Origin of the sequence: Marinobacter metalliresistant, from assembly GCF_038098645.1 — a bacterium.
In the GTDB taxonomy this organism is placed as follows: domain Bacteria; phylum Pseudomonadota; class Gammaproteobacteria; order Pseudomonadales; family Oleiphilaceae; genus Marinobacter; species Marinobacter metalliresistant.
In genome coordinates this window covers 2827996-2847465 of record NZ_CP101118.1, presented here as the reverse complement: position 1 = coordinate 2847465, position 19470 = coordinate 2827996, and the positions used below count along the sequence as shown (strand labels likewise).

The 19470-nt window shown below is 54.6% G+C and carries 15 protein-coding genes; all 15 read right to left on the bottom strand.

Going from position 1 to position 19470, the window contains the following annotated elements; genetic code table 11:
• Positions 1 to 20: 20 nt before the first annotated feature.
• Positions 21 to 3584 carry a helicase-related protein gene (locus NLK58_RS13320; protein ID WP_341580955.1) on the bottom strand — a complete coding sequence of 1188 codons (3564 nt, stop codon included), beginning with the start codon at positions 3582 to 3584 and terminating at the stop codon, positions 21 to 23.
• Positions 3581 to 4537 (bottom strand): WYL domain-containing protein, encoded by a 957-nt coding sequence (locus NLK58_RS13315; protein WP_341580954.1) that lies wholly within the window; start codon positions 4535 to 4537, stop codon positions 3581 to 3583. The genes NLK58_RS13320 and NLK58_RS13315 overlap by 4 nt, the downstream gene beginning before the upstream one ends.
• A gap of 191 nt (positions 4538 to 4728) precedes the next feature.
• Complete coding sequence (locus NLK58_RS13310; RefSeq protein ID WP_341580953.1) at positions 4729 to 6324, bottom strand: ATP-binding protein; 1596 nt, start codon at positions 6322 to 6324, stop codon at positions 4729 to 4731.
• A complete protein-coding gene (locus tag NLK58_RS13305; protein WP_341580952.1) occupies positions 6317 to 8398 on the bottom strand; it encodes a Mu transposase C-terminal domain-containing protein in 2082 nt (693 codons plus the stop codon). The genes NLK58_RS13310 and NLK58_RS13305 overlap by 8 nt, the downstream gene beginning before the upstream one ends.
• Positions 8388 to 9203, bottom strand: a complete 816-nt coding sequence (locus NLK58_RS13300; RefSeq protein WP_341580951.1) for a TnsA endonuclease N-terminal domain-containing protein — start codon at positions 9201 to 9203, stop codon at positions 8388 to 8390. Before NLK58_RS13300 ends, NLK58_RS13305 begins: the two co-directional genes overlap by 11 nt.
• Positions 9204 to 9338: 135 nt before the next feature.
• Positions 9339 to 11171, bottom strand: coding sequence for a glutamine--fructose-6-phosphate transaminase (isomerizing) (gene glmS, locus NLK58_RS13295; protein WP_341580950.1), 1833 nt, complete (start codon positions 11169 to 11171; stop codon positions 9339 to 9341).
• Positions 11172 to 11201: 30 nt separating this feature from the next.
• A complete protein-coding gene (glmU, locus tag NLK58_RS13290; RefSeq protein ID WP_341580949.1) occupies positions 11202 to 12566 on the bottom strand; it encodes a bifunctional UDP-N-acetylglucosamine diphosphorylase/glucosamine-1-phosphate N-acetyltransferase GlmU in 1365 nt (454 codons plus the stop codon).
• A 149-nt stretch (positions 12567 to 12715) separates the two neighbouring features.
• Positions 12716 to 13138, bottom strand: a complete 423-nt coding sequence (locus NLK58_RS13285; RefSeq protein WP_117618963.1) for a F0F1 ATP synthase subunit epsilon — start codon at positions 13136 to 13138, stop codon at positions 12716 to 12718.
• 47 nt (positions 13139 to 13185) lie between these two features.
• The gene (gene atpD, locus NLK58_RS13280; RefSeq protein ID WP_117618962.1) at positions 13186 to 14580 is read right to left on the bottom strand and encodes a F0F1 ATP synthase subunit beta; all 1395 of its coding nucleotides are present in this window, start codon (positions 14578 to 14580) and stop codon (positions 13186 to 13188) included.
• A 55-nt stretch (positions 14581 to 14635) separates the two neighbouring features.
• Complete coding sequence (atpG, locus tag NLK58_RS13275) at positions 14636 to 15499, bottom strand: F0F1 ATP synthase subunit gamma (RefSeq protein WP_117618961.1); 864 nt, start codon at positions 15497 to 15499, stop codon at positions 14636 to 14638.
• A 75-nt stretch (positions 15500 to 15574) separates the two neighbouring features.
• A complete protein-coding gene (gene atpA / locus NLK58_RS13270; RefSeq protein ID WP_117618960.1) occupies positions 15575 to 17119 on the bottom strand; it encodes a F0F1 ATP synthase subunit alpha in 1545 nt (514 codons plus the stop codon).
• A gap of 28 nt (positions 17120 to 17147) precedes the next feature.
• The gene (locus NLK58_RS13265; protein WP_117618959.1) at positions 17148 to 17684 is read right to left on the bottom strand and encodes a F0F1 ATP synthase subunit delta; all 537 of its coding nucleotides are present in this window, start codon (positions 17682 to 17684) and stop codon (positions 17148 to 17150) included.
• 15 nt (positions 17685 to 17699) lie between these two features.
• The gene (locus tag NLK58_RS13260; RefSeq protein ID WP_205422201.1) at positions 17700 to 18170 is read right to left on the bottom strand and encodes a F0F1 ATP synthase subunit B; all 471 of its coding nucleotides are present in this window, start codon (positions 18168 to 18170) and stop codon (positions 17700 to 17702) included.
• Positions 18171 to 18238: 68 nt separating this feature from the next.
• The gene (atpE, locus tag NLK58_RS13255) at positions 18239 to 18496 is read right to left on the bottom strand and encodes a F0F1 ATP synthase subunit C (protein ID WP_012138088.1); all 258 of its coding nucleotides are present in this window, start codon (positions 18494 to 18496) and stop codon (positions 18239 to 18241) included.
• Between the two features lie 82 nt (positions 18497 to 18578).
• Entirely contained in the window at positions 18579 to 19451 is an 873-nt protein-coding gene (gene atpB / locus NLK58_RS13250; RefSeq protein WP_117618957.1) for a F0F1 ATP synthase subunit A, read from the bottom strand.
• Positions 19452 to 19470: the final 19 nt, after the last annotated feature.

The following is a 19470-nucleotide window of genomic DNA, read 5'->3' as shown; positions in this document are numbered from 1 at the left end:
CAAACGAAAGATTCCCAGAATCACTGGCTCGCCCCTTTTTCGGCCTTGCCGAGCAGATACTTCAGTTCATAATTCACAGACGGCACCCCGAAATCTGGCTCGGTCGTAAATGGATTCTTTACGTAGTAAGGGCCTTCGTAATCGTCCCCATCAACCAGCACAATGGCCAGCCAGAATTTGTCTGCCTGGTTGAGGGCATAGAGAATCTCGTTGCGACTCACTGTGATCACTTCCTGGCCCTTCGCTCGGCCTTTTACTTCGATGTGCCGGTCTTGCGGCAATGAGCCATCGGGTAGGGTGGCGGGGCGAGCCGTGATGTCCCAGCCGCATTTCTCCGCAGATACGTCTTTGGTGGCGTGACCAAGGGATTCCTCATGCCGAATGACAGCCTGCATGGCAACTTGCTCAATACGAGCGCGGGCCTGGGCATCAACCGTGACTGTGGTTTCGCCCTTGCGCATAGCTAACAGCCCTTGGGGTATGACGAGCGCACCGCCGATAACGACTGGTGTACTGGAAACAACACTTTTCATGGCTTCCAGCTCTCGCTTTCGCTGGGCAAGGCGTTCGGTAAGTTCATCCACTCGGCGGCGAGCCATTTCGGGCTGCATGCGGGGCTGCTTGCCGGCGGCTACATCATCACTGAGCTTGATGTAGCGATCTGACCAGTAGTTGATTTCCTTAACCAGTCTCTCGTTAACAGCGGCCATAACCTTGTCTGCTTGTCGCTCACGGCGAGTTTTTACTTCCTGATAGTGCTCCGGAACCAGCTTTTGAGATGCATGGTGCAGGGCCAGCGCTTCAAGGTTATCCGTTATCCAAGGGGCATTGAGAATGTCCTGGATCAGTTTGTGGTCGTAGTTATCGATTGGCTGAAGATCCAGGTGTGGCGCCCAGCCTGCATGGTGGGTACCGCCCTTCTCGTCAATTTCAACGAACTGCAAGCGGCGGGATGCAATGACAGGTTTCCCACCGCTACTTTGATGTTCACCCTCGCGGATGCTGTGGTCCACCATAAACAGGACTTTCGGTTCGATCCCGTCGTCATTGGGATCTACCAGCACGGCACCCTGTTTCAGTTTGCTTCGATGGGCGGACAGAACCAAGTCTGTAGTAGCAGCCATTAGCGGGTGGTTGGGGTGAATCAGGTCAGCCATTGGTTTGCCAGACATACGGATCAGCTGCTTTTCAAAGCAGATGCGCTCGTACTTTTTGAGTACGGGTGTGCGGCTTTCCCCGATAATCCTGTCTCGCTCGCGGATGGCTGCGGGCACATGACGTACTTCATAGCGCCCCGACTCTCGTTGGCGCATCTCACCACTTAACGTCTGGAACGCTTCGGTGAAGAAGGCTCGGATGAAGTAGGGCTGGAGCTTGCGCGCCTCAGCCTTTTCCATTTCTTCTTTCACCGCGTAGAGATCCTGCAAGGACATGTGCTGCTCGACCAGCGCATTGCGTTTGAGGATTTCCTTGAGGTGTTCGGTATCCAAGGCACCATCAATGACCTGATTGAGCTTGGCTTTAACCTCGGCGGACTCGCCGTAGCGAATGGCCTCGACCAATAGATCCTTGAGGGACTGGTTCTCGAAGGCTTCGCCAAGAATGTCGAATACCTTGCCACCCAACGCCTGTTTCTCGACCTCCAGTTTGTCGAAGAGCTTTTTGAAAACCTCGCCTTCACGGGTTTCGTTGGCCACCAGGTTCCAAAGATGGCAGACCTCAGTTTGTCCGATTCGGTGAATACGACCAAAGCGCTGTTCCAAGCGGTTGGGGTTCCAGGGAAGGTCGTAGTTGACCATGAGGTTCGCGTTTTGCAGGTTAACGCCCTCCCCTGCGGCATCGGTAGCTACCAACACCAACACCTCGGGGTTATTACGGAACTCTTCCTGGGCCTTGCGGCGGTCATCCCGGTTGGTTCCGCCGTGAATGGTGATCACGGCACCAGGGTCTCCCAGCATGCCGGAGATGCGGTGCACCAAGTAGTTCAGGGTGTCTTTATGCTCGGTGAAGATAATGAGCTTGCGGCGACTGTCACTGGAGGTGTACATCTCGGGACGGTCTTGCAACAGGTGGGAGAGCTCTTCCCATTTCTTGTCGTTGCCAGACTGCACTACCGTCCTTGCCTGATATTCCAGGTCCTTGAGGATCACGATTTCAGCTTCCAGCTCTGGAATGGTCTCGGCAGCTGTGGCCTGATCTACGACCTGCTCAGAGAGGATTTCGTATTCTTCTGCGCTGAGTTCATCGTCTTCCAGTTCGTCGATGTTGTCCGGAATGTCGAGCTTCTTGGTGACCTGGTACTCTCCAAGAGTCTCAGCAATGCCGTTGTTTTTGGCCTGTGAAGCCGACTGGCCCCGGGCAACGAGCTTCATCTCTTCCAGCCGGGATTCCAAACGTTTGCGCCGGCGCTTAAGGGACTGGTAAATGGCTTCAGGGCTGGAGGCCAGCCGACGTTGGAGCTGGGTGAGAGCGAAGCCTACGGTGCCTCTGCGTTTACCATCCAGACTATCCGCCCGGTTCATTTCGTTGCGGACGTAGTCGGTGACCTGTGCGTAGAGCTCTGCCTCAGCATCAGACAGCTGATAGTTGGCAGAATAGGCACGACGTTCCGGGAACAGGGGGGTGCCATCAAACTTGAGCAGCTCTTCCTTGACCATGCGGCGCATCATGTCTGAGACGTCAACTTTGTGTGCACCTTCGCGGAATTTGCCGTAGAAGCGGTCGCCATCCAGCAGCGAGAGCCAAATCTGGAAGTCTTCTTCCTTGCCGTTGTGAGGGGTGGCTGTCATTAGCAGGAAATGGCGGGTGATCGAGCCCAGAAGCTCTCCAAGCTGGAAGCGCTTGGTTTTATTGACCTTGCTGCCATAGTAGTTGGCCGAGAGCTTGTGGGCTTCGTCTACGATGATCAGATCCCACTCAGTGTTCTTGAGCTTCTCCTGGAAGTCTTCGTTGCGGGATAGCTGGTCAAGGCGACAGATAAGCAGGTCAGCTTCGTCGAAGTAGTTGCCAGAGGCGCACTGTTCCTGCTTTTCGCGGCTGAAGATCTCGAACTGAACGCCGAACTTCTCCAGCATTTCGTCTTGCCACTGTTCGGTTAGCCCACCCGGGGAGACTATCAGCACCCGCTTGGCATCAGCTCTCATTAGCAGCTCGCGAATGAGCAGGCCCGCCATGATGGTCTTGCCTGCCCCCGGGTCATCGGCCAACACGAACCGCAGAGGCTGGCGGGGGAGCATTGACTCGTAGACTGCTGAGATCTGGTGTGGCAATGGTTCTACATTGGATGTGTGAACCGCCATCATGGGGTCGAATAGGGCTGCCTGGGTTATTCGGTAGGCTTCCAGGCCGAGCTTAAAGTCTGCCCCGGGCGCATCAAATGCCCAAGGGCGACCAGCCTCTGCCATCTCCAGGCGGGCTTCATCGGAACGGAACAGCATTTGCTCGTTGAGGCGGCCCTGGCTGTCTTTGTAGTAGATGGTCAGAGCATGCTCGCCAACAGGCTCCGTTTGCACGATGCGGACGATCTCTTCGCCCTGGATGCCTCGGATTTGGGCGTCTTTCTTGATGTCTTCCAGTTTGATCATTCAATGTCTCCCCAGTCCCTGGTAGTTTTGCCGGTAGTTCTTCTCTCTCTACTTGCCGGTAGGTTAGTCGCAGATGAGTCATAGCCAGGGGCCAGATTCAGGTTTTCCACACCGTACAATGTTGGTTGATTGCTCAGCCAAAGATGATATTCAGGTCCTTCTAAACTATGTTCTGCCGAGCAATCTACATTCCACCGGCGCAAAACATACCCTGCAACGGCAGCACGAACCTGAACGTTTAGTTGTCCACCCTGCATACCATACTCGTATTCAATCGTTTCCGGGTGCGTCAGTTTTGGGTGGGGAACCAGATGCATGTCCACTATTCGATTCCACTGGATATCAGCGTCTTTCGTCTCCTTGGATCCGAAGTTTGTATCTACCAGTGGGCAGACATCGCTGATTCGGTTGATAACAAAGTCGCTGAATTTGTCACGGAAGCGATCATAAGCGCGAACGTGCCACCTCAAACCATTGTCCACAAGCGCATGAGGAATAATCTCCCGCTGGGTTACTCCGCTACTAAGAGACCGATAGTCAATCTGTAGTGGGATTCTGTGATAAATCGCTCGACTGACGGCAGAAATCTTATCCAGGTGTGGCAGGTTAAGCTGGGTCGGTGTGTCAGTTGGGATTAGAGCCTGATGAGTCCCAAGGTAGTCATCACCCAGACCTTGGCTCAGTGCCGACAATGCCTGGCTTTGTGAACAGGAAAACAACGGAGAGAATTTAGTGGCGGCGGTATAGACCTTAGCCTTCGTATCATATTCGAGATTTCCAGGAGCTACTTCTTTGTAAAGCGATAGATCTCGCGTTGCAGCCGCCGCTTTAATTCCAAACCGATTGACGAGATCAGCGCGGGAAACTTCGCCCAAAAATCTGAGCTTGAAGTCTATGTGAAAAAGCCGCTCTCTTTGAGCCTGGCTGATGTCTTCCAGTCCATCTCGGGGCATTTTTCTTCCGTCTAGGAGTCAATTTGTACCCTTATGGGCAGGACCTCATTGTGCCATATCCGACTTATTTTGGAACTGGGTGGTCATCAAAAAGAGGCGCATTGCTGTAAGGACCACGTAAGGGCATCTAGCCGAGGATCGCCTTGCGGCACTGCTGAAAATCTAAAGAGCGCAGAATCGATCTCGCATCCTCATAGGTATGAGGAAATCTCAATGATCACCCCCCTCGCTTTCAAGGTCTGGTAGCATTCTTCCGAATCATCATCCCTTATCAAACGCAGATCATCTTCCAGATAGACCGGGGCTGATTTCTCCTTTGTTCGCGAACGAACCTTCGGTGATGGTGCGGCCGGCTTTCTCTCTTCCAGGTGTTTTATATGAGCCACCAACTCAAATAAATCATCATTTGGACACTCCGACAGAGCTTGGTCTGCAACAGTAGGAGCGATGTCCTCTCCGATACCCATCTGGACCAATATTGTAACCAGGCTATCCCGCTTGGAGCCTTTAGCTTCAGCGGGGCTTTCCTGATCAAATGACTCAAGATGAGCTGCAGACTGCAACGAGCTTTGAGCCCGGAGAGACTCTCGGGGAACATCGAGATCGGCATACTGGAGAATCGTTGCCTCAAGACCACTCCGCAAAGCGGCAATCATTGGATGAATCATGGCAAGCTCTTCTTGATAGACCTTGTTTACAAGAGTCCGATCAATCACTTCCCTGCCAGCGACGACAGCTCGCGCCTGGCTGAGGTAAAAAAGAGCAACAGCGATGTGCGCAATTCCTTGCGTATACTCCCAGAACAAATCCATTATTTCCTGGCTCAGGGGAGTGGGGCTTTCAAACCACTGAAGCTTCCATAACCGTTTGAAAAATCGCTCCCACTCTCCATCAGCCCCCTCATTCTCAGCCCGTGCAAACCGTCCCCAGTCCAAACTACCAAATTGCGCTGCTCGCCTTGCCGATCTCATGGTTGGCTGGAAAAGCTCCAAAGCCTTTGGCGTTCCGATGAAAAGAACCGGAACCTTGATGACGTTAGTCAGCGTCACGAAGAAATTTAGCATCTTTACCGCCCCGCCAAATCGGGACTTCTCCAAGTGCTGAATTTCATCAATGGCAAGAACACCAACTGAATGTAATGCTGATACTCGGGCGATATCCCCAAGCATGGACTCCGCCGAAGACCGGCTTTTTACGTAGAGCGCCTGGTAATCCGTACCCAGCGCATCATCGACAGCCCGGAAAAAATTGGTACATAGACTCTTGACCGAGCCATCATGAGGGCACTCCACCTTCAGCCAGACCAATTGGGCATGCTGGTATTCTGGATGATAAATCGCTTGCGGGTAGGTTTTCAGGATTGCTTCTACAGCCGTGGATTTGCCGGTGCCGGAACACCCGATAACGGAACTCACGAGGGCCTCATTTCCGGCATTTCGAACGATCGCATTAAAATCGGTATGGCCAACGTCGTCCAGGTTGCGTTGATAGTCCGGAGTCGCAATATTTCGGCTAAGGTAGCCGCGACGAATCATGCCGGAAATCATCTGCTCTAATTGGAGATGGGATTTCGTTGGGTACAGGAATTGATCCAGAATCCTCATCATGGCGTGGCGACGAATGTGGGCTGGCAATGCCTTTTCAGCCTCGTCGACTTTTGGGAAACGAGCCAGCATCCTCGCTGTATCCTGCGGCGAATTAATGGGTGGCAGGGCATTGATTAAGGGCTGTCCTTCGTATTCCCGGATTTCTGCTTCCCGATATTGTGCCAGTGGCAGTTTAATCATCGTCGTCCTCCAAGAAGGCATCCATATCCGGGTAATCGAGACTGTCGTTTGATTGGATCTTATTAGAGCGGAACGGCACTACATCCGCCGGACGGTCACGCTTTGAACGTTTCTTGGATTTGATTCCGCTGCGATTTCGCTCAACCTCTTTTTCTGTGGCTCGGTTCTGCCGTATGCCCCGAAGTCGCTCAGAGTCAGTAAGGGACGGTTCACTGGTTTTCTGCCGCTTCTTCGCGTTCGAAACGATCGCCTCAACCGCGGATAAGGCATCCGGCTTCTGATAATCCTCCTCTTGTTTGGCTGTGGCTTTGGTGCGATTCATCTCTTTCAGTATTCCTGCGGCCTCCACGAAGCTCATGCCTTTATATCGCCTACTTCGGTCCGAAAGCTCGCATACCCAGTAGCTTTCGAATTTGGAATCAGGTCTCAGATAAACAGTGTCAGTCCGTCTCGGGTCAAAAGCGATTTCTACTCTTGAAGGGCGGTTCGGGCGAATGCGATCAAACCAGCCTTGCGCCAGCGCCTCCTGACAGGTGTACACAATTCCTTTGAAGGTGATGCCAACCTGTGACACCGTTCCACTCTCATAGGGCAGGAGATTAATGCGGGCCAAGTCTTCATCACAGGAGCGAAGCTGGCCGGTACGGTTTTGAATTCCCCAGTTCCATAGTTCACGCGGCACTGCGGGCAAGTCCGTTGGCATATCAGGTGCGAAATCATAACCTTCAACAACATGCTGGGTGTTGTAGATGATGACGAGGTTAATCAACATTTTTGTGAACTCAGAGAGGTTAAGTACAGCATCCAGCTCGAAGCGTTTTCCGGTACGCTTTTTCCCATTCACTGGCTCGACTACCCCGCCAACATAGGGCCGAAACTTACTCTGAATAGTGTTGAAAAATCGCTCACAGATCGCTTTGTCATCACCGCGATAGGCGCGTGAATTGCTCAATTGAATGTTGAATCTGTTAACCAGCACATCCGCTTGTTTGTAAAGAAGCTCACCGCGGTCAGCCATGATAGACGCGGGAAGGCCGAAACTTGGCCAGTCTTCTTTACCGATAGCTATCCCATAACCTCGACAATACGTTGTTTTATCGCTGAAAGCGTTACTAAGAGCTAACATTGCTGCAACCCATGAGGGATTCTCAAGACCCACATACATTCCAACAACCATACGGCTGAATACATCTTTAACGAAATACAAAACCGGACGGCCAATGATGAGAGCAGGATCGTCTTCTGCTACTAAATAGAGATCCGCAATGGTCGCGTCTATTTCATACCGGGCTCCCGGGCCGAAGTTGAGATTGCCTGAAGTGCTGGTCAAAGCCCGTTTATCTTTTTGATAAATGCGGCTTGGAGTCCGTGTCCTTACCACATCAGACTTCCGGTAATTCGTTTCATAGAAGTACCGGAATTGTCTCATCGTGGGCATACTTTTCTGTGTTGCCGAGGGATAGCGCGCTTTAAAAAGACCGACTGCCTTGTCTTTTGCGGCAGTCAAAGGAACCTTCTCACTGGTTAGATAAAAACCATCGAGTGCCATCCGAAACAGTTCAGCAATTTCCTCTGTGACTGGCACTCCCACTCCGGGCGTAACTGAACGTTTTGGACCAACCTTTTGCTCCACCTCACGTCTGGGACGCCCTTTGGCCCCGCATTTGTGGTAATCGGGTACCAGGGCATTCGGAGCCATTCCCCTTTGCCAATATCGACGAAGTTGTCTAGTGATATATAACCTTGGCTTATCGGTGGATTTAAGGAGTTCTTTTATCAGCCGATTGCGTTCGTTTTTAACCAAAAGTGATTGATAGTGTTCCAACAATGGACTGATCGTGGCCCAGGCTTCATCACGTCTTTGGGCGCCGATGCTGCCATCCTCGACACTCGGCATCGGATAAGGGTCGGAAATGGAGTCATACCCAACCGAACGTAGCTCGTCTTCTGACATTGGGAAAGGCCAGGCCTTGTCACTGTCGACGTCGATTAGCATCAAATCTGAGAGGTGCTCAAGAACCACACGATATCGCTTGCCTGTCGAGGGATCCTGGAATACTTGATTAAGAAGCATTGTTCACCTCGCTGGCGAACTCTGGCTTTCGTAGAGTCAGGTCTCCGAATTTCCAGCTGTGAAATGCGTTGTTCAGAGGAGCCTTTATGAAACGGTGAGCTACAGCGTATCGAAAGATACTCAAATGGAATCCGCGATCGACGTTATATTGGTCATCAAGCTTCGCACAAAGCCGTGTGATCTTGGTTTGTGGATGCGACTGAAGCCGATGGAAAAGATCCTGCACATCTGAATAATCCACCTCTTGATGTGCCGCCATATCCGGGGATAGATAGGGCTGGATCCACAAAAGGTTTTCTCGCATCCCATCTGTGACTTCTCTCTCTGTGAAAATCTTCCATTCCACATCACGAGTTTCCCAGTAGGTTTTTTCAATCTGGAGCTTCTCCATCACTCTCAGCTTGGATAGCTCCGACGACGATTTCACTGCAATCGCCAACCGATGGCCCGACGAGAAGTCGACTAATAGATCCGTTGAAACCACCGTTAAACTGCCATGCATCTGGGGATGACGGATTCCCAGTCGAGCACAAATGTCGAGGGTATCGTCTATTGGCAGGGGGTATTGTTCACGGATATCGGTCGTTTGCTCGAACTGATCGAATACGAGGAACGCTAGTAGTTCTATACCGGACAGCAGATGATGAATCCGTCCTACCGAGGCACTGCGGATTCTTACGCTCTCACCTGAACTGCTGAGTTCATGAACCTTGATGAAAGGTTCATAGTCTTTGCCTGATCCCAATCCACGAGTTTTCAACAATTTCTCGTGTTTTGGATCAAGCGGTTTGTTGGCATCTGTCATGAAAAAAGCCCCCTGCTATGTTGAGAATAGCAGGGGGCTTTTTTTGATCAAACTTTAATGTAAATTATCAAACATTAATGTTATTTTTCAAACTTTAATGTCCTCTGACACTCCTCTTGCCTGACCAATGGCGGTTTATTCTACCGTCACACTTTTGGCCAGATTTCGAGGCTGGTCCACATCCGTGCCCTTGAGCACCGCCACATGATAGGACAGCAGCTGCAGCGGAACCGTATAAACGATCGGGGCAGTAATCGGATGCACTGAAGGAAGCTGCATCACATGGATGCCCTCTTCCGGCTTCACGTCCGCCTTTTTATCGGCAAACACGAATAACTCACCACCCCGGGCGCGGACTTCTTCCAGGTTGGATTTGAGCTTTTCCACCAGGTCGTTGTTCGGCGCTACGGTGACGACCGGCATCTCACTGTCTACCAGAGCCAGGGGGCCATGCTTGAGCTCACCGGCCGGGTAGGCCTCGGCGTGGATGTAGGAAATTTCCTTCAGCTTCAGGGCACCTTCCAGGGCAACCGGGAACTGGGAACCACGACCCAGGAAAAGGCTGTGGTGTTTGTCCATAAACGCCTTGGACATCTCGGCAATCTCGCCATCCAGGGCCAGCACATCACTCACCTGGCCGGGCAGCAGGTGGATCGCCTCCACGATCTCTGTCTCCTGGTCTTCAGGCAGGCCGTTGTGGCGGGCCAGTGCCAGGGTAAAGATCAGCAATGCCGTCAGCTGGGTGGTGAAGGCCTTGGTGGAGGCAACGCCGATTTCCGGCCCGGCCTGGGTCATGATCACCAGGTCCGATTCCCGCACCAGGGAACTGCCGGGTACGTTGCAGATCGCCAGGGCGGCACGGAAACCGGCTTTCTTGGCCTGACGCAGGGCGGCCAGGGTGTCGGCGGTCTCACCGGACTGGGAAATGCACAGGAATAGGGTGTCCTGCTGGATCACATGCTTGCGGTAGCGGAACTCGGAAGCCACCTCTACAGAGCAGGGCACGCCGGCCAACTCCTCAATCCAGTAGCGGGCCACCATTCCGGCGTGGTAGCTGGTGCCGCAGGCAATGATCTGGACATGACGAACGTTTTCGAGCAGATTCGCCGCATCGGTACCCAGGGCCTGTTCCAGTACCCGGGTGTTGGTTACCCGGCCTTCCATGGTGGCCTTGATGACCCTGGGCTGCTCGTAGATTTCCTTGAGCATGAAGTGGCGGTATTCGCCCTTGTCGGCGGAATCGGCGCCGTGCTCGAATCGGGTAATCTCCCGCTCCACGCTCTGCCCGTCCCGATCAAGGATGGCAATACCATCCTTGCGGATATCAGCAATGTCCCCCTCTTCGAGGAACATGAACCGGTCGGTGACCGGCAGCAGAGCCAGCTGATCGGAGGCAATAAAGTTCTCGCCGATACCGACACCGATCACCAGGGGACTGCCTTCGCGGCATACCACGAGATGATCAGGCTCATCCCCGTGGACCACTGCCAGGGCATAGGCGCCGCGGAGGCGAGCGATGGCCGCCCGGACCGAGTCCTGGAGGTTACCCAGGGAACGGTAGTTCTTTTCGATCAGGTGCGCGATCACTTCGGTATCGGTTTGCGAGGTGAACTCAAAACCCTCGGCACGCAGCTCTTCGCGAAGTTCCTGATAGTTCTCGATAATGCCGTTATGGACGATGGCCAGGCGGTCACCCGACATGTGCGGGTGGGCATTGAGCTGGGACGGCTCGCCATGGGTGGCCCAGCGGGTGTGGGCAATGCCCAGATGGCCCGCGAGGGGGTTGGCTTTCATGGCGTCTGCCAGTGAGGCGACCTTGCCCACTTCCCGAGCGCGCTGGACGCTGTGGTCACCACCGATCACGGCCATACCGGCGGAGTCGTATCCCCGGTATTCCAGGCGGCGCAGACCCTCAAGAAGGATGCCCTGAACGTCCCGTTCCGAAACCGCGCCTACAATTCCACACATACTGTTCTACCTGTCTGTTGATCGTTTGAGTCAGTGTTTCTTCGGCTTTTCCCAGCCGGAGATATTCCGCTGGCGGCCACGGGCCACGGCCAGTTCGCTGTCCGCCACATCCCGGGTAATGGTGGACCCGGCTCCGATGGTGGCGTCTGCCGCGACCGTCACCGGCGCTACCAGGGAGGTATTGGAACCCACAAAAACGCCGTCACCGATCACGGTCCGGTACTTGTTCACACCATCATAATTACAGGTGATGGTTCCTGCACCCACATTCACATTACGGCCCAGTGAGGCATCGCCCACGTAGCTCAAGTGGTTGATCTTGCTGCCCTCGCCGACCACGGCCTTTTTGGTTTCAACGAAATTTCCCACCTTGGTGTTGGCGGCCAGTTCAGTGCCGGGACGAATACGGGCAAATGGCCCGACTTGGGCGTTGGCACCGATCGTGGCACCTTCAATCACGCTGTTGGCCCTGATTTCAGTGCCCTCAGCGATGGTGGCATCCTTGATCACACAGCCGGGCCCGATCGACACGTTGCTGCCCAATGTGACCCTGCCCTCAAAAACCACATTCACATCAATCCACAGATCGTTGCCGATGGTCAGCTCTCCGCGCACATCAACCCGCGCCGGATCAGCCAAAGTGGCGCCTTCGGCCATCAACCGGTCTGCCTCCCTACGCTGGAACCAGCGCTCGAGTTCAGCCAGCTGAAGGCGGTTGTTGACGCCCTGTACCTCGTAGGGGTCCTTGGGCTGGGAAACCGAAACGTTCAGGCCCTGCTCCACCGCCATGGCAATAATATCGGTCAGGTAGTACTCGCCCTGGGCATTGCTGTTGGACAGCGCCGGCAGCCAGGTTTTCAGATGCTTCGCCGAAACCGCAAGAATGCCTGTGTTGACCTCGCGGATCTGTTGCTGTTCCGGCGAAGCGTCTTTCTGCTCCACGATGGACTGCACCGCGCCATTGGCATCGCGGACAATGCGGCCGTAACCGTGGGGATTGTCCATGGTCACCGTCAGAAGCCCAAGGGTGTTGTCATCCAGGGTGCCAACCAGTGCGTCCAGGGTATCGTGACGGGTAAGCGGGACATCGCCATAAAGCACCAGAACCCTGGCCTCGTCCGGAAGATCGGGCAGGGCCTGGGCAACGGCGTGGCCGGTACCCAGCTGCTCACTCTGGGTCACCCAGTTCACCGAGGCCCCGGTGGTGGTTTCCCTAACCCTGTCGGCACCATGCCCGATCACAGTGTGAATCTTTTCGGCGCCCAGCTGTTTGGCCGTGGCAATCACATGATGAAGCATGGGGCGACCGGCCACCGGGTGGAGAACCTTGGGCAGGGCGGATTTCATTCTGGAACCCTGGCCAGCGGCCAGAATGACAACGTGTAACGGGCTCATGGAATGGTCAGGCTCCCGGTGTATGGAATGTCTTGAATCGGAAAATAAAAAAACCGCACCCCTCGGGACCGGAGGCCCAACGCCGGGCGTTGGTCTTCCAGCCGCTCAGGATGCGGCTTCGGTGTTCGGCACACCCGAAACAGAAATGCTTAGCGCATTTTGTTACGCAGCTGCTGGATGGTGCGAAGCTGGGCAACAGCCTCGGCCAGCTCTGCAGCGGCACGGGAGTACTCGAATTCACCGGTCTTGTTGGCAAGTGCTTTCTCGGCTTCTTTCTGAGCCTCAAGTGCGGCTGCTTCGTCCACATCCTTTGCACGAACCGCAGTATCCGCCAACAAAGTGACCAGATTGGGCTGGACCTCCAGATATCCGCCGGACACGTAAAGAATCTCTTCTTCACCGCCCTGCTTGATGATCCGAATGGGACCCGGCTTCAGCTCGGTCAGCAGCGGGGTGTGACCCGGGGCAATACCCAGGTCACCTTCAGAGCCCGCAGCGATCAGCATTTCAACCAATCCGGAATAGATCTTTGTTTCGGCACTTACCACATCACAATGCACGGTCATACCCATGTCAGTTGCCTCTTTGATCGATCCGGAAACAAGTGCTTCGGCTCAGATTAACTCTTTGCCTTGCTCTTCATTTCCTTCGCTTTCTCGACCGCTTCCTCAATAGTACCAACCATGTAGAACGCCTGCTCGGGCAATTCGTCATAGTCGCCATTCAGGATGCCCTTAAAGCTGCTGATGGTTTCCTTGAGGGAAACGTACTTACCAGGCGAACCGGTGAAGACTTCAGCAACGTGGAACGGCTGGGACAGAAAACGCTCGATCTTACGGGCACGGGCAACGGTCAGCTTGTCTTCTTCTGACAGTTCGTCCATACCCAGGATGGCGATGATGTCTTTCAGCTCCTTGTAGCGCTGCAGGTTTGTCTGCACGCCACGGGCCACTTCGTAATGCTCCTGGCCGATCACCAGCGGATCCAGCTGACGGGAGGTGGAATCCAGGGGATCGATCGCCGGGTAGATACCCTTTGAAGCGATGTCGCGGCTCAGTACCACGGTCGCATCGAGGTGCGAGAAGGTGGTCGCAGGCGACGGGTCCGTCAGGTCATCCGCCGGTACGTAGACCGCCTGGATAGAGGTGATAGAGCCGTTCTTGGTGGAGGTAATCCGTTCCTGCAGCTCACCCATTTCCTGGGCCAGCGTCGGCTGATAACCTACCGCGGAAGGCATACGGCCCAGCAGTGCCGATACCTCGGTACCGGCCAGGGTGTAACGGTAGATGTTGTCAACGAACAACAGTACGTCACGACCTTCGTCACGGAACTTCTCAGCGATGGTCAGACCGGTCAGGGCCACACGCAGACGGTTTCCGGGAGGCTCGTTCATCTGACCGTAGACCATGGCAACCTTGTCGAGAACGTTAGACTCCTTCATTTCATAATAGAAGTCGTTACCTTCCCGGGTCCGCTCACCCACACCCGCGAATACGGAGAGACCGGAGTGCTCTTTCGCGATGTTGTTGATCAGCTCCATCATGTTTACGGTTTTACCAACACCGGCACCACCGAACAGGCCAACCTTACCACCCTTGGCGAACGGGCAGATCAGATCGATAACCTTGATACCGGTTTCCAGCAGGTCAGCCGAAGCGGCCTGGTCTGCATAGCTCGGTGCCTTGCGGTGAATGGCCCAGCGTTCGTCTTCGCCGATCTCGCCGGCTTCGTCAATGGGACGACCCAGAACATCCATAATACGACCAAGGGTCTTGGTACCAACCGGTACCGAGATTGCCTTACCGGTGTTTTCTGCTTTCAGGCCACGCTTCAGGCCTTCGGTGCTGCCCATGGCGATGGTACGTACAATGCCGTCACCCAGCTGCTGCTGGACTTCCAGAGTTGTTTCGCCACCTTCAAGCAGCAGTGCGTCATATACTTTGGGTACGGAGTCACGTGGGAATTCCACGTCGATAACCGCGCCAATGATCTGAACGATTTGTCCGCTACTCATGCTCGGTTCCTCGTTATCTTGATAGTCAATAAAACCAGTTGGATTGTGGGCCGGATCAGACCGAAGCGGCGCCGCTCACAATCTCCGATATCTCTTGGGTAATGGCTGCCTGACGCGCCTTGTTATAAGCCAGCTGAAGTTCGTCGATAATGCTACCGGCGTTATCAGTTGCGCTCTTCATGGCGATCATCCGGGCTGCCTGTTCACATGCCAGATTTTCTACCACACCCTGGTACACCTGGGATTCAATAAAACGTGGCAGAAGGCCATCGAGGATCTGCCTGGCATCGGGCTCGTAGAGATAATCCCACTGGTTCTTGATCTCTTCTTCGTCTTCGCTCGGAGGCAGGGGCAGAAGCTGCTGTACCTTCGGGCTTTGGGTCATGGTGTTGACGAATTCGTTGCTCACCACGTACAGGCGATCAATCTTGCCCTCGGAGAACGAATCCAGCATGACCTTGACGTTGCCGATGAGTTTTTCAGAGCTCGGGCTGTCACCCAGGTGGGTCAATGCCGCAATGACATTACCGCCATAGCTCCGGAAAAAGGAAGCCCCTTTCTGCCCGATGGCGCACAGATCGGTTTCCACTCCTTTTTCTTTCCACGCTTTCATTTCACGGACAAGCGCTTTGAACAGGTTGATGTTCAGACCACCGCAGAGGCCACGATCAGTTGACACCACGATATAGCCCACGCGCTTAACGTCGCGCTCGAGCATGAACGGGTGCTTGTACTGAGCGTTCGCCTTGGCAATGTGCCCGATCACCTGACGCATCTTGTCGGCATACGGGCGAGTCGCCTGCATGCGTTCCTGAGCCTTGCGCATCTTACTCGCAGCCACCATTTCCATGGCGCTGGTGATTTTCTGCGTGCTCTTGATGCTTGAAATCTGGTTACGTATTTCTTTGCCGACGGCCATAACTCACTGCCTTCTCAAGTTAGACACTCGTTGCTATGAAAAGCGGCCCGCGACACACGCCGCAGGCCCGTTTTCTTACCAGCTCTGAGTGGTCTTGAATTTCTCAAGTGCAGCTTTGAGGCCGGCAGCGATTTCGTCGTTGTAATCGCCTTTCTCGTTGATCTTGTCGAGGAGGTCTTTCTGCTCGGAGCGCATCCAGTCGAGCATCTGCGCTTCAAACTTCACTACCTTGTCGACATCAACGTCGTCCAGGAAGCCTTCGTTGGCTGCAAACAGAACCGTACCCATTTCAGCCACGGACATCGGGCTGTACTGGTTCTGTTTCATGAGTTCCGTTACCCGCTGACCGTGCTCAAGCTGCTGCCGTGTTGCTTCGTCAAGATCGGAAGCAAACTGGGCGAAAGCGGCCAGTTCACGGTACTGGGCCAGGGCCAGACGGATGTTACCGCCAAGCTTCTTCATGATCTTGGTCTGGGCGGAACCACCTACCCGGGATACGGAGATACCGGCGTTCATCGCCGGACGGATACCGGAGTTGAACAGGTTGGTTTCCAGGAAGATCTGGCCGTCGGTAATGGAGATTACGTTGGTCGGTACGAACGCGGAAACGTCACCGGCCTGGGTTTCGATGATCGGCAGAGCGGTCAGGGAACCGGTTTTGCCTTTCACTTCACCGTTGGTCAGTTGCTCAACGTAATCCGCGTTAACACGGGACGCACGCTCCAGCAGACGCGAGTGCAGGTAGAATACGTCACCCGGGTAGGCTTCACGGCCTGGCGGACGACGCAGCAGCAGGGAAATCTGGCGATAAGCCACGGCCTGCTTGGACAGATCATCATAGATGATCAGGGCGTCTTCGCCACGGTCACGGAAGTATTCACCCATGGACGTACCGGAGTACGGAGCCAGGAACTGCATCGCTGCAGGATCCGCGGCGCCGGCGGCAACCACGATGGTGTGGTCCATGGCACCGTGCTCTTCCAGCTTGCGCACAACCGCGGCGATGGAAGACTGCTTCTGGCCAACGGCAACGTAGATACACTTGATGCCGGTGTCTTTCTGGTTGATGATCGCGTCGATGGCCACCGCGGTCTTACCGATCTGGCGGTCACCGATGATCAGCTCACGCTGGCCGCGGCCGATCGGCACCATGGTGTCGATTGCTTTCAGACCGGTCTGGACCGGCTCGTCAACGGACTGACGTGCGATAACGCCCGGTGCCACCTTTTCAACCGGAGAGGTCAGGTCGGTACCGAGGTCGCCCTTGCCGTCAATCGGGTTACCCAGAGAGTCGACAACGCGGCCCATCAGTTCCGGACCAACCGGTACTTCCAGGATGCGGCCGGTGCAACGAACTTTCTGGCCTTCGGCCAGATCTTCGTAGTCGCCCAGCACAACCGCACCAACGGAATCACGCTCCAGGTTCAGAGCCATACCGAAGGTGCCGTTGGCAAATTCAATCATCTCACCGTACATAACGTCGGCAAGACCGTGGATCAGCACGATACCGTCGGAAACCGACAGGATCGTACCTTCGTTCTTTGCTTCGGAAGAGATGTCGAGTTTCTCGATTCTCTTCTTGATGATGTCACTGATCTCGGATGGATTCAGTTGCTGCATGCCAATATCCTCAAACCTTGTGCTGAAATCAGGAGCCCAGAGCGTCGGCCAGCTTGGTCAGCTTTCCGCGTACAGAAGCGTCAATGACCAGATCACCGGTGCGAATAATCACGCCGCCAATCAGAGACTTGTCCAGTGACGCTGCGAGTGACACTTGCCGCTCGAGTTTCTTCGAGAGTGCCTGGGCGAGCTTCTGTTGCTGTTCGTCCGTCAGCTCGAAAGCCGCGGTAACTTCGATATCAACAGTGCGCTCCAGATCAGCCCGGTACATGTTGAAGAGCGCTGCAATCTCAGGAAGAAGAGTCAGCCGGCGGTTTTCAGCCAGTACAGCGAAAAAGTTCCGGACCTGTTCGGTGACGCCTTCTTCGGCGACCTCCAGAATCAACTCCGCCTTCTTCTGCTCTTCGAGACCCGGATTCGCGAGAAGCTGTCGAATGTCTTTGTTCGCGGTGACCTGTCCGGCAACCGTCAGCACCTGTGACCACTCAGCCAGCTGCTTATGCTCCTGAGCGGCAGAAAATGCTGCCTTTGCGTATGGACGGGCCAGCGTTCTCAGTTCTGCCATGATGAACCTCGTCGTTTAAAGTTCTGCCGCCAGTTTGTCCAACATCTCGTTGTGCTTGGAGGCATCGACAGAGGTTTCCAGGATCTTCTCAGCACCGGCGACAGCAATAGCGGCAACTTCTGCACGCAGCGCGTCACGGGCCTGATTCCGCTCCTGCTCAATTTCGGCCTTGGCCTGCTCAACCAACTTCTGGCCTTCCTTGCGGGCGTCATCCTTGGAGGCTTCCACAATCTGGGCCGCACGCTTGTTGGCCTGTTCAATCAGACCAGCAGCTTGCTGCTTGGCTTCACGCAGTTCCTGAGCTGACTTTTCCTGAGCCAGTTCCAGATCGCGCGAAGCGCGGTCTGAGGCAGCCAGTCCGTCAGCGATCTTCTTTTGACGCTCCTGCAGTGCGGCCATGATAGGCGGCCACACATATTTCATGCAGAAGACGACAAAGATAAAGAACGCGATGGCTTGACCAATCATCGTCAAATTAATGTTCACGTCTTCACCTCTCGCCTGTTTTGTTAAGAATCATCTGACCGGAGTGTAGCCCCCGGCTGGCGACTCGATTAACCGGCGATCTGGCCGACAAACGGGTTGGCGAAAGTGAAGAACAGAGCGATACCAACACCGATCATGGTTACGGCGTCCAGCAGACCTGCAACGATGAACATTTTAACCTGCAGCATCGGGGTCATTTCCGGCTGGCGCGCAGCGCCTTCCAGGAACTTGCCACCGAGGATACCAAAGCCAATCGCAGTACCCAGGGCACCCAGGCCAATCAGCAGTGCAACGGCAATAGCGGTCATTCCAACTACAGTTTCCATGATAACTCCCAGTTTTCAGTTAGGTTTTTCAGTTTAAGGGTTTAGGGTTTAGGGTTTAGAACTACGGCTTAATGGTGTCCGATCAGTGACTGTCCTCATGAGCCATGCTCAGGTACACGATCGTCAACATCATAAAGATGAATGCCTGCAGGGTGATAACCAGAATGTGGAAGATCGCCCAGGGTACAGACAGTGTCCACTGCGCCCAGAGCGGCAGCAGTGCAATCAGGATAAAGATCAGCTCGCCGGCATACAGGTTACCGAACAGACGCAGAGCCAGTGAGATCGGCTTGGCGATCAGGCTCACGCCCTCGAGCAGGAAGTTTACCGGCACCAGCAGGATCTTCAGGAACAGGTTGTCGGAAGAGAAGGGGTGGAGGGTCAGCTCACCGAGGAAGCCACCCACGCCCTTCACCTTCAGGCTGTAGTAGATGATCAGCGCGAATACGGACAGGGACATGCCCAGAGTCACGTTCACGTCTGTGGTCGGAACCACCTTCATGTATTCCAGACCCATCAGGTGGAACAGCTGGGGCAGGAAATCCACCGGCACCAGATCCATGAGGTTCATCAGGAACACCCAGCAAAAAATGGTCAGTGCCAGCGGCGCGATGACCTTGTTCTTGCCGTGGAAGGTTTCCTTAACACTGTTATCGACAAACTCGATCATGACTTCAACGAAGTTCTGCAGCCCACCGGGCTGACCGGATGTGGCGCGTTTGGCCGCCAGACGGAAAATGAACAGGAAAATCGCACCCAGGGCGACGGACCAGCCGAGGGAATCGACGTGCAGTGCCATGAACCCCATATCGGATGCTTCAGCCGCATTGTGGGCCATAGTCCACTGCGCTTCCTGCAGTACCGTGCCGTCGGCACGTTCATAACCCGCAGGCAGCTTGCCATACGTCAGGTTCTGGAGGTGATGCTGGATATATTCGGATGCATTTCCTGCCATAACGGTTTCCCAGGTCCAG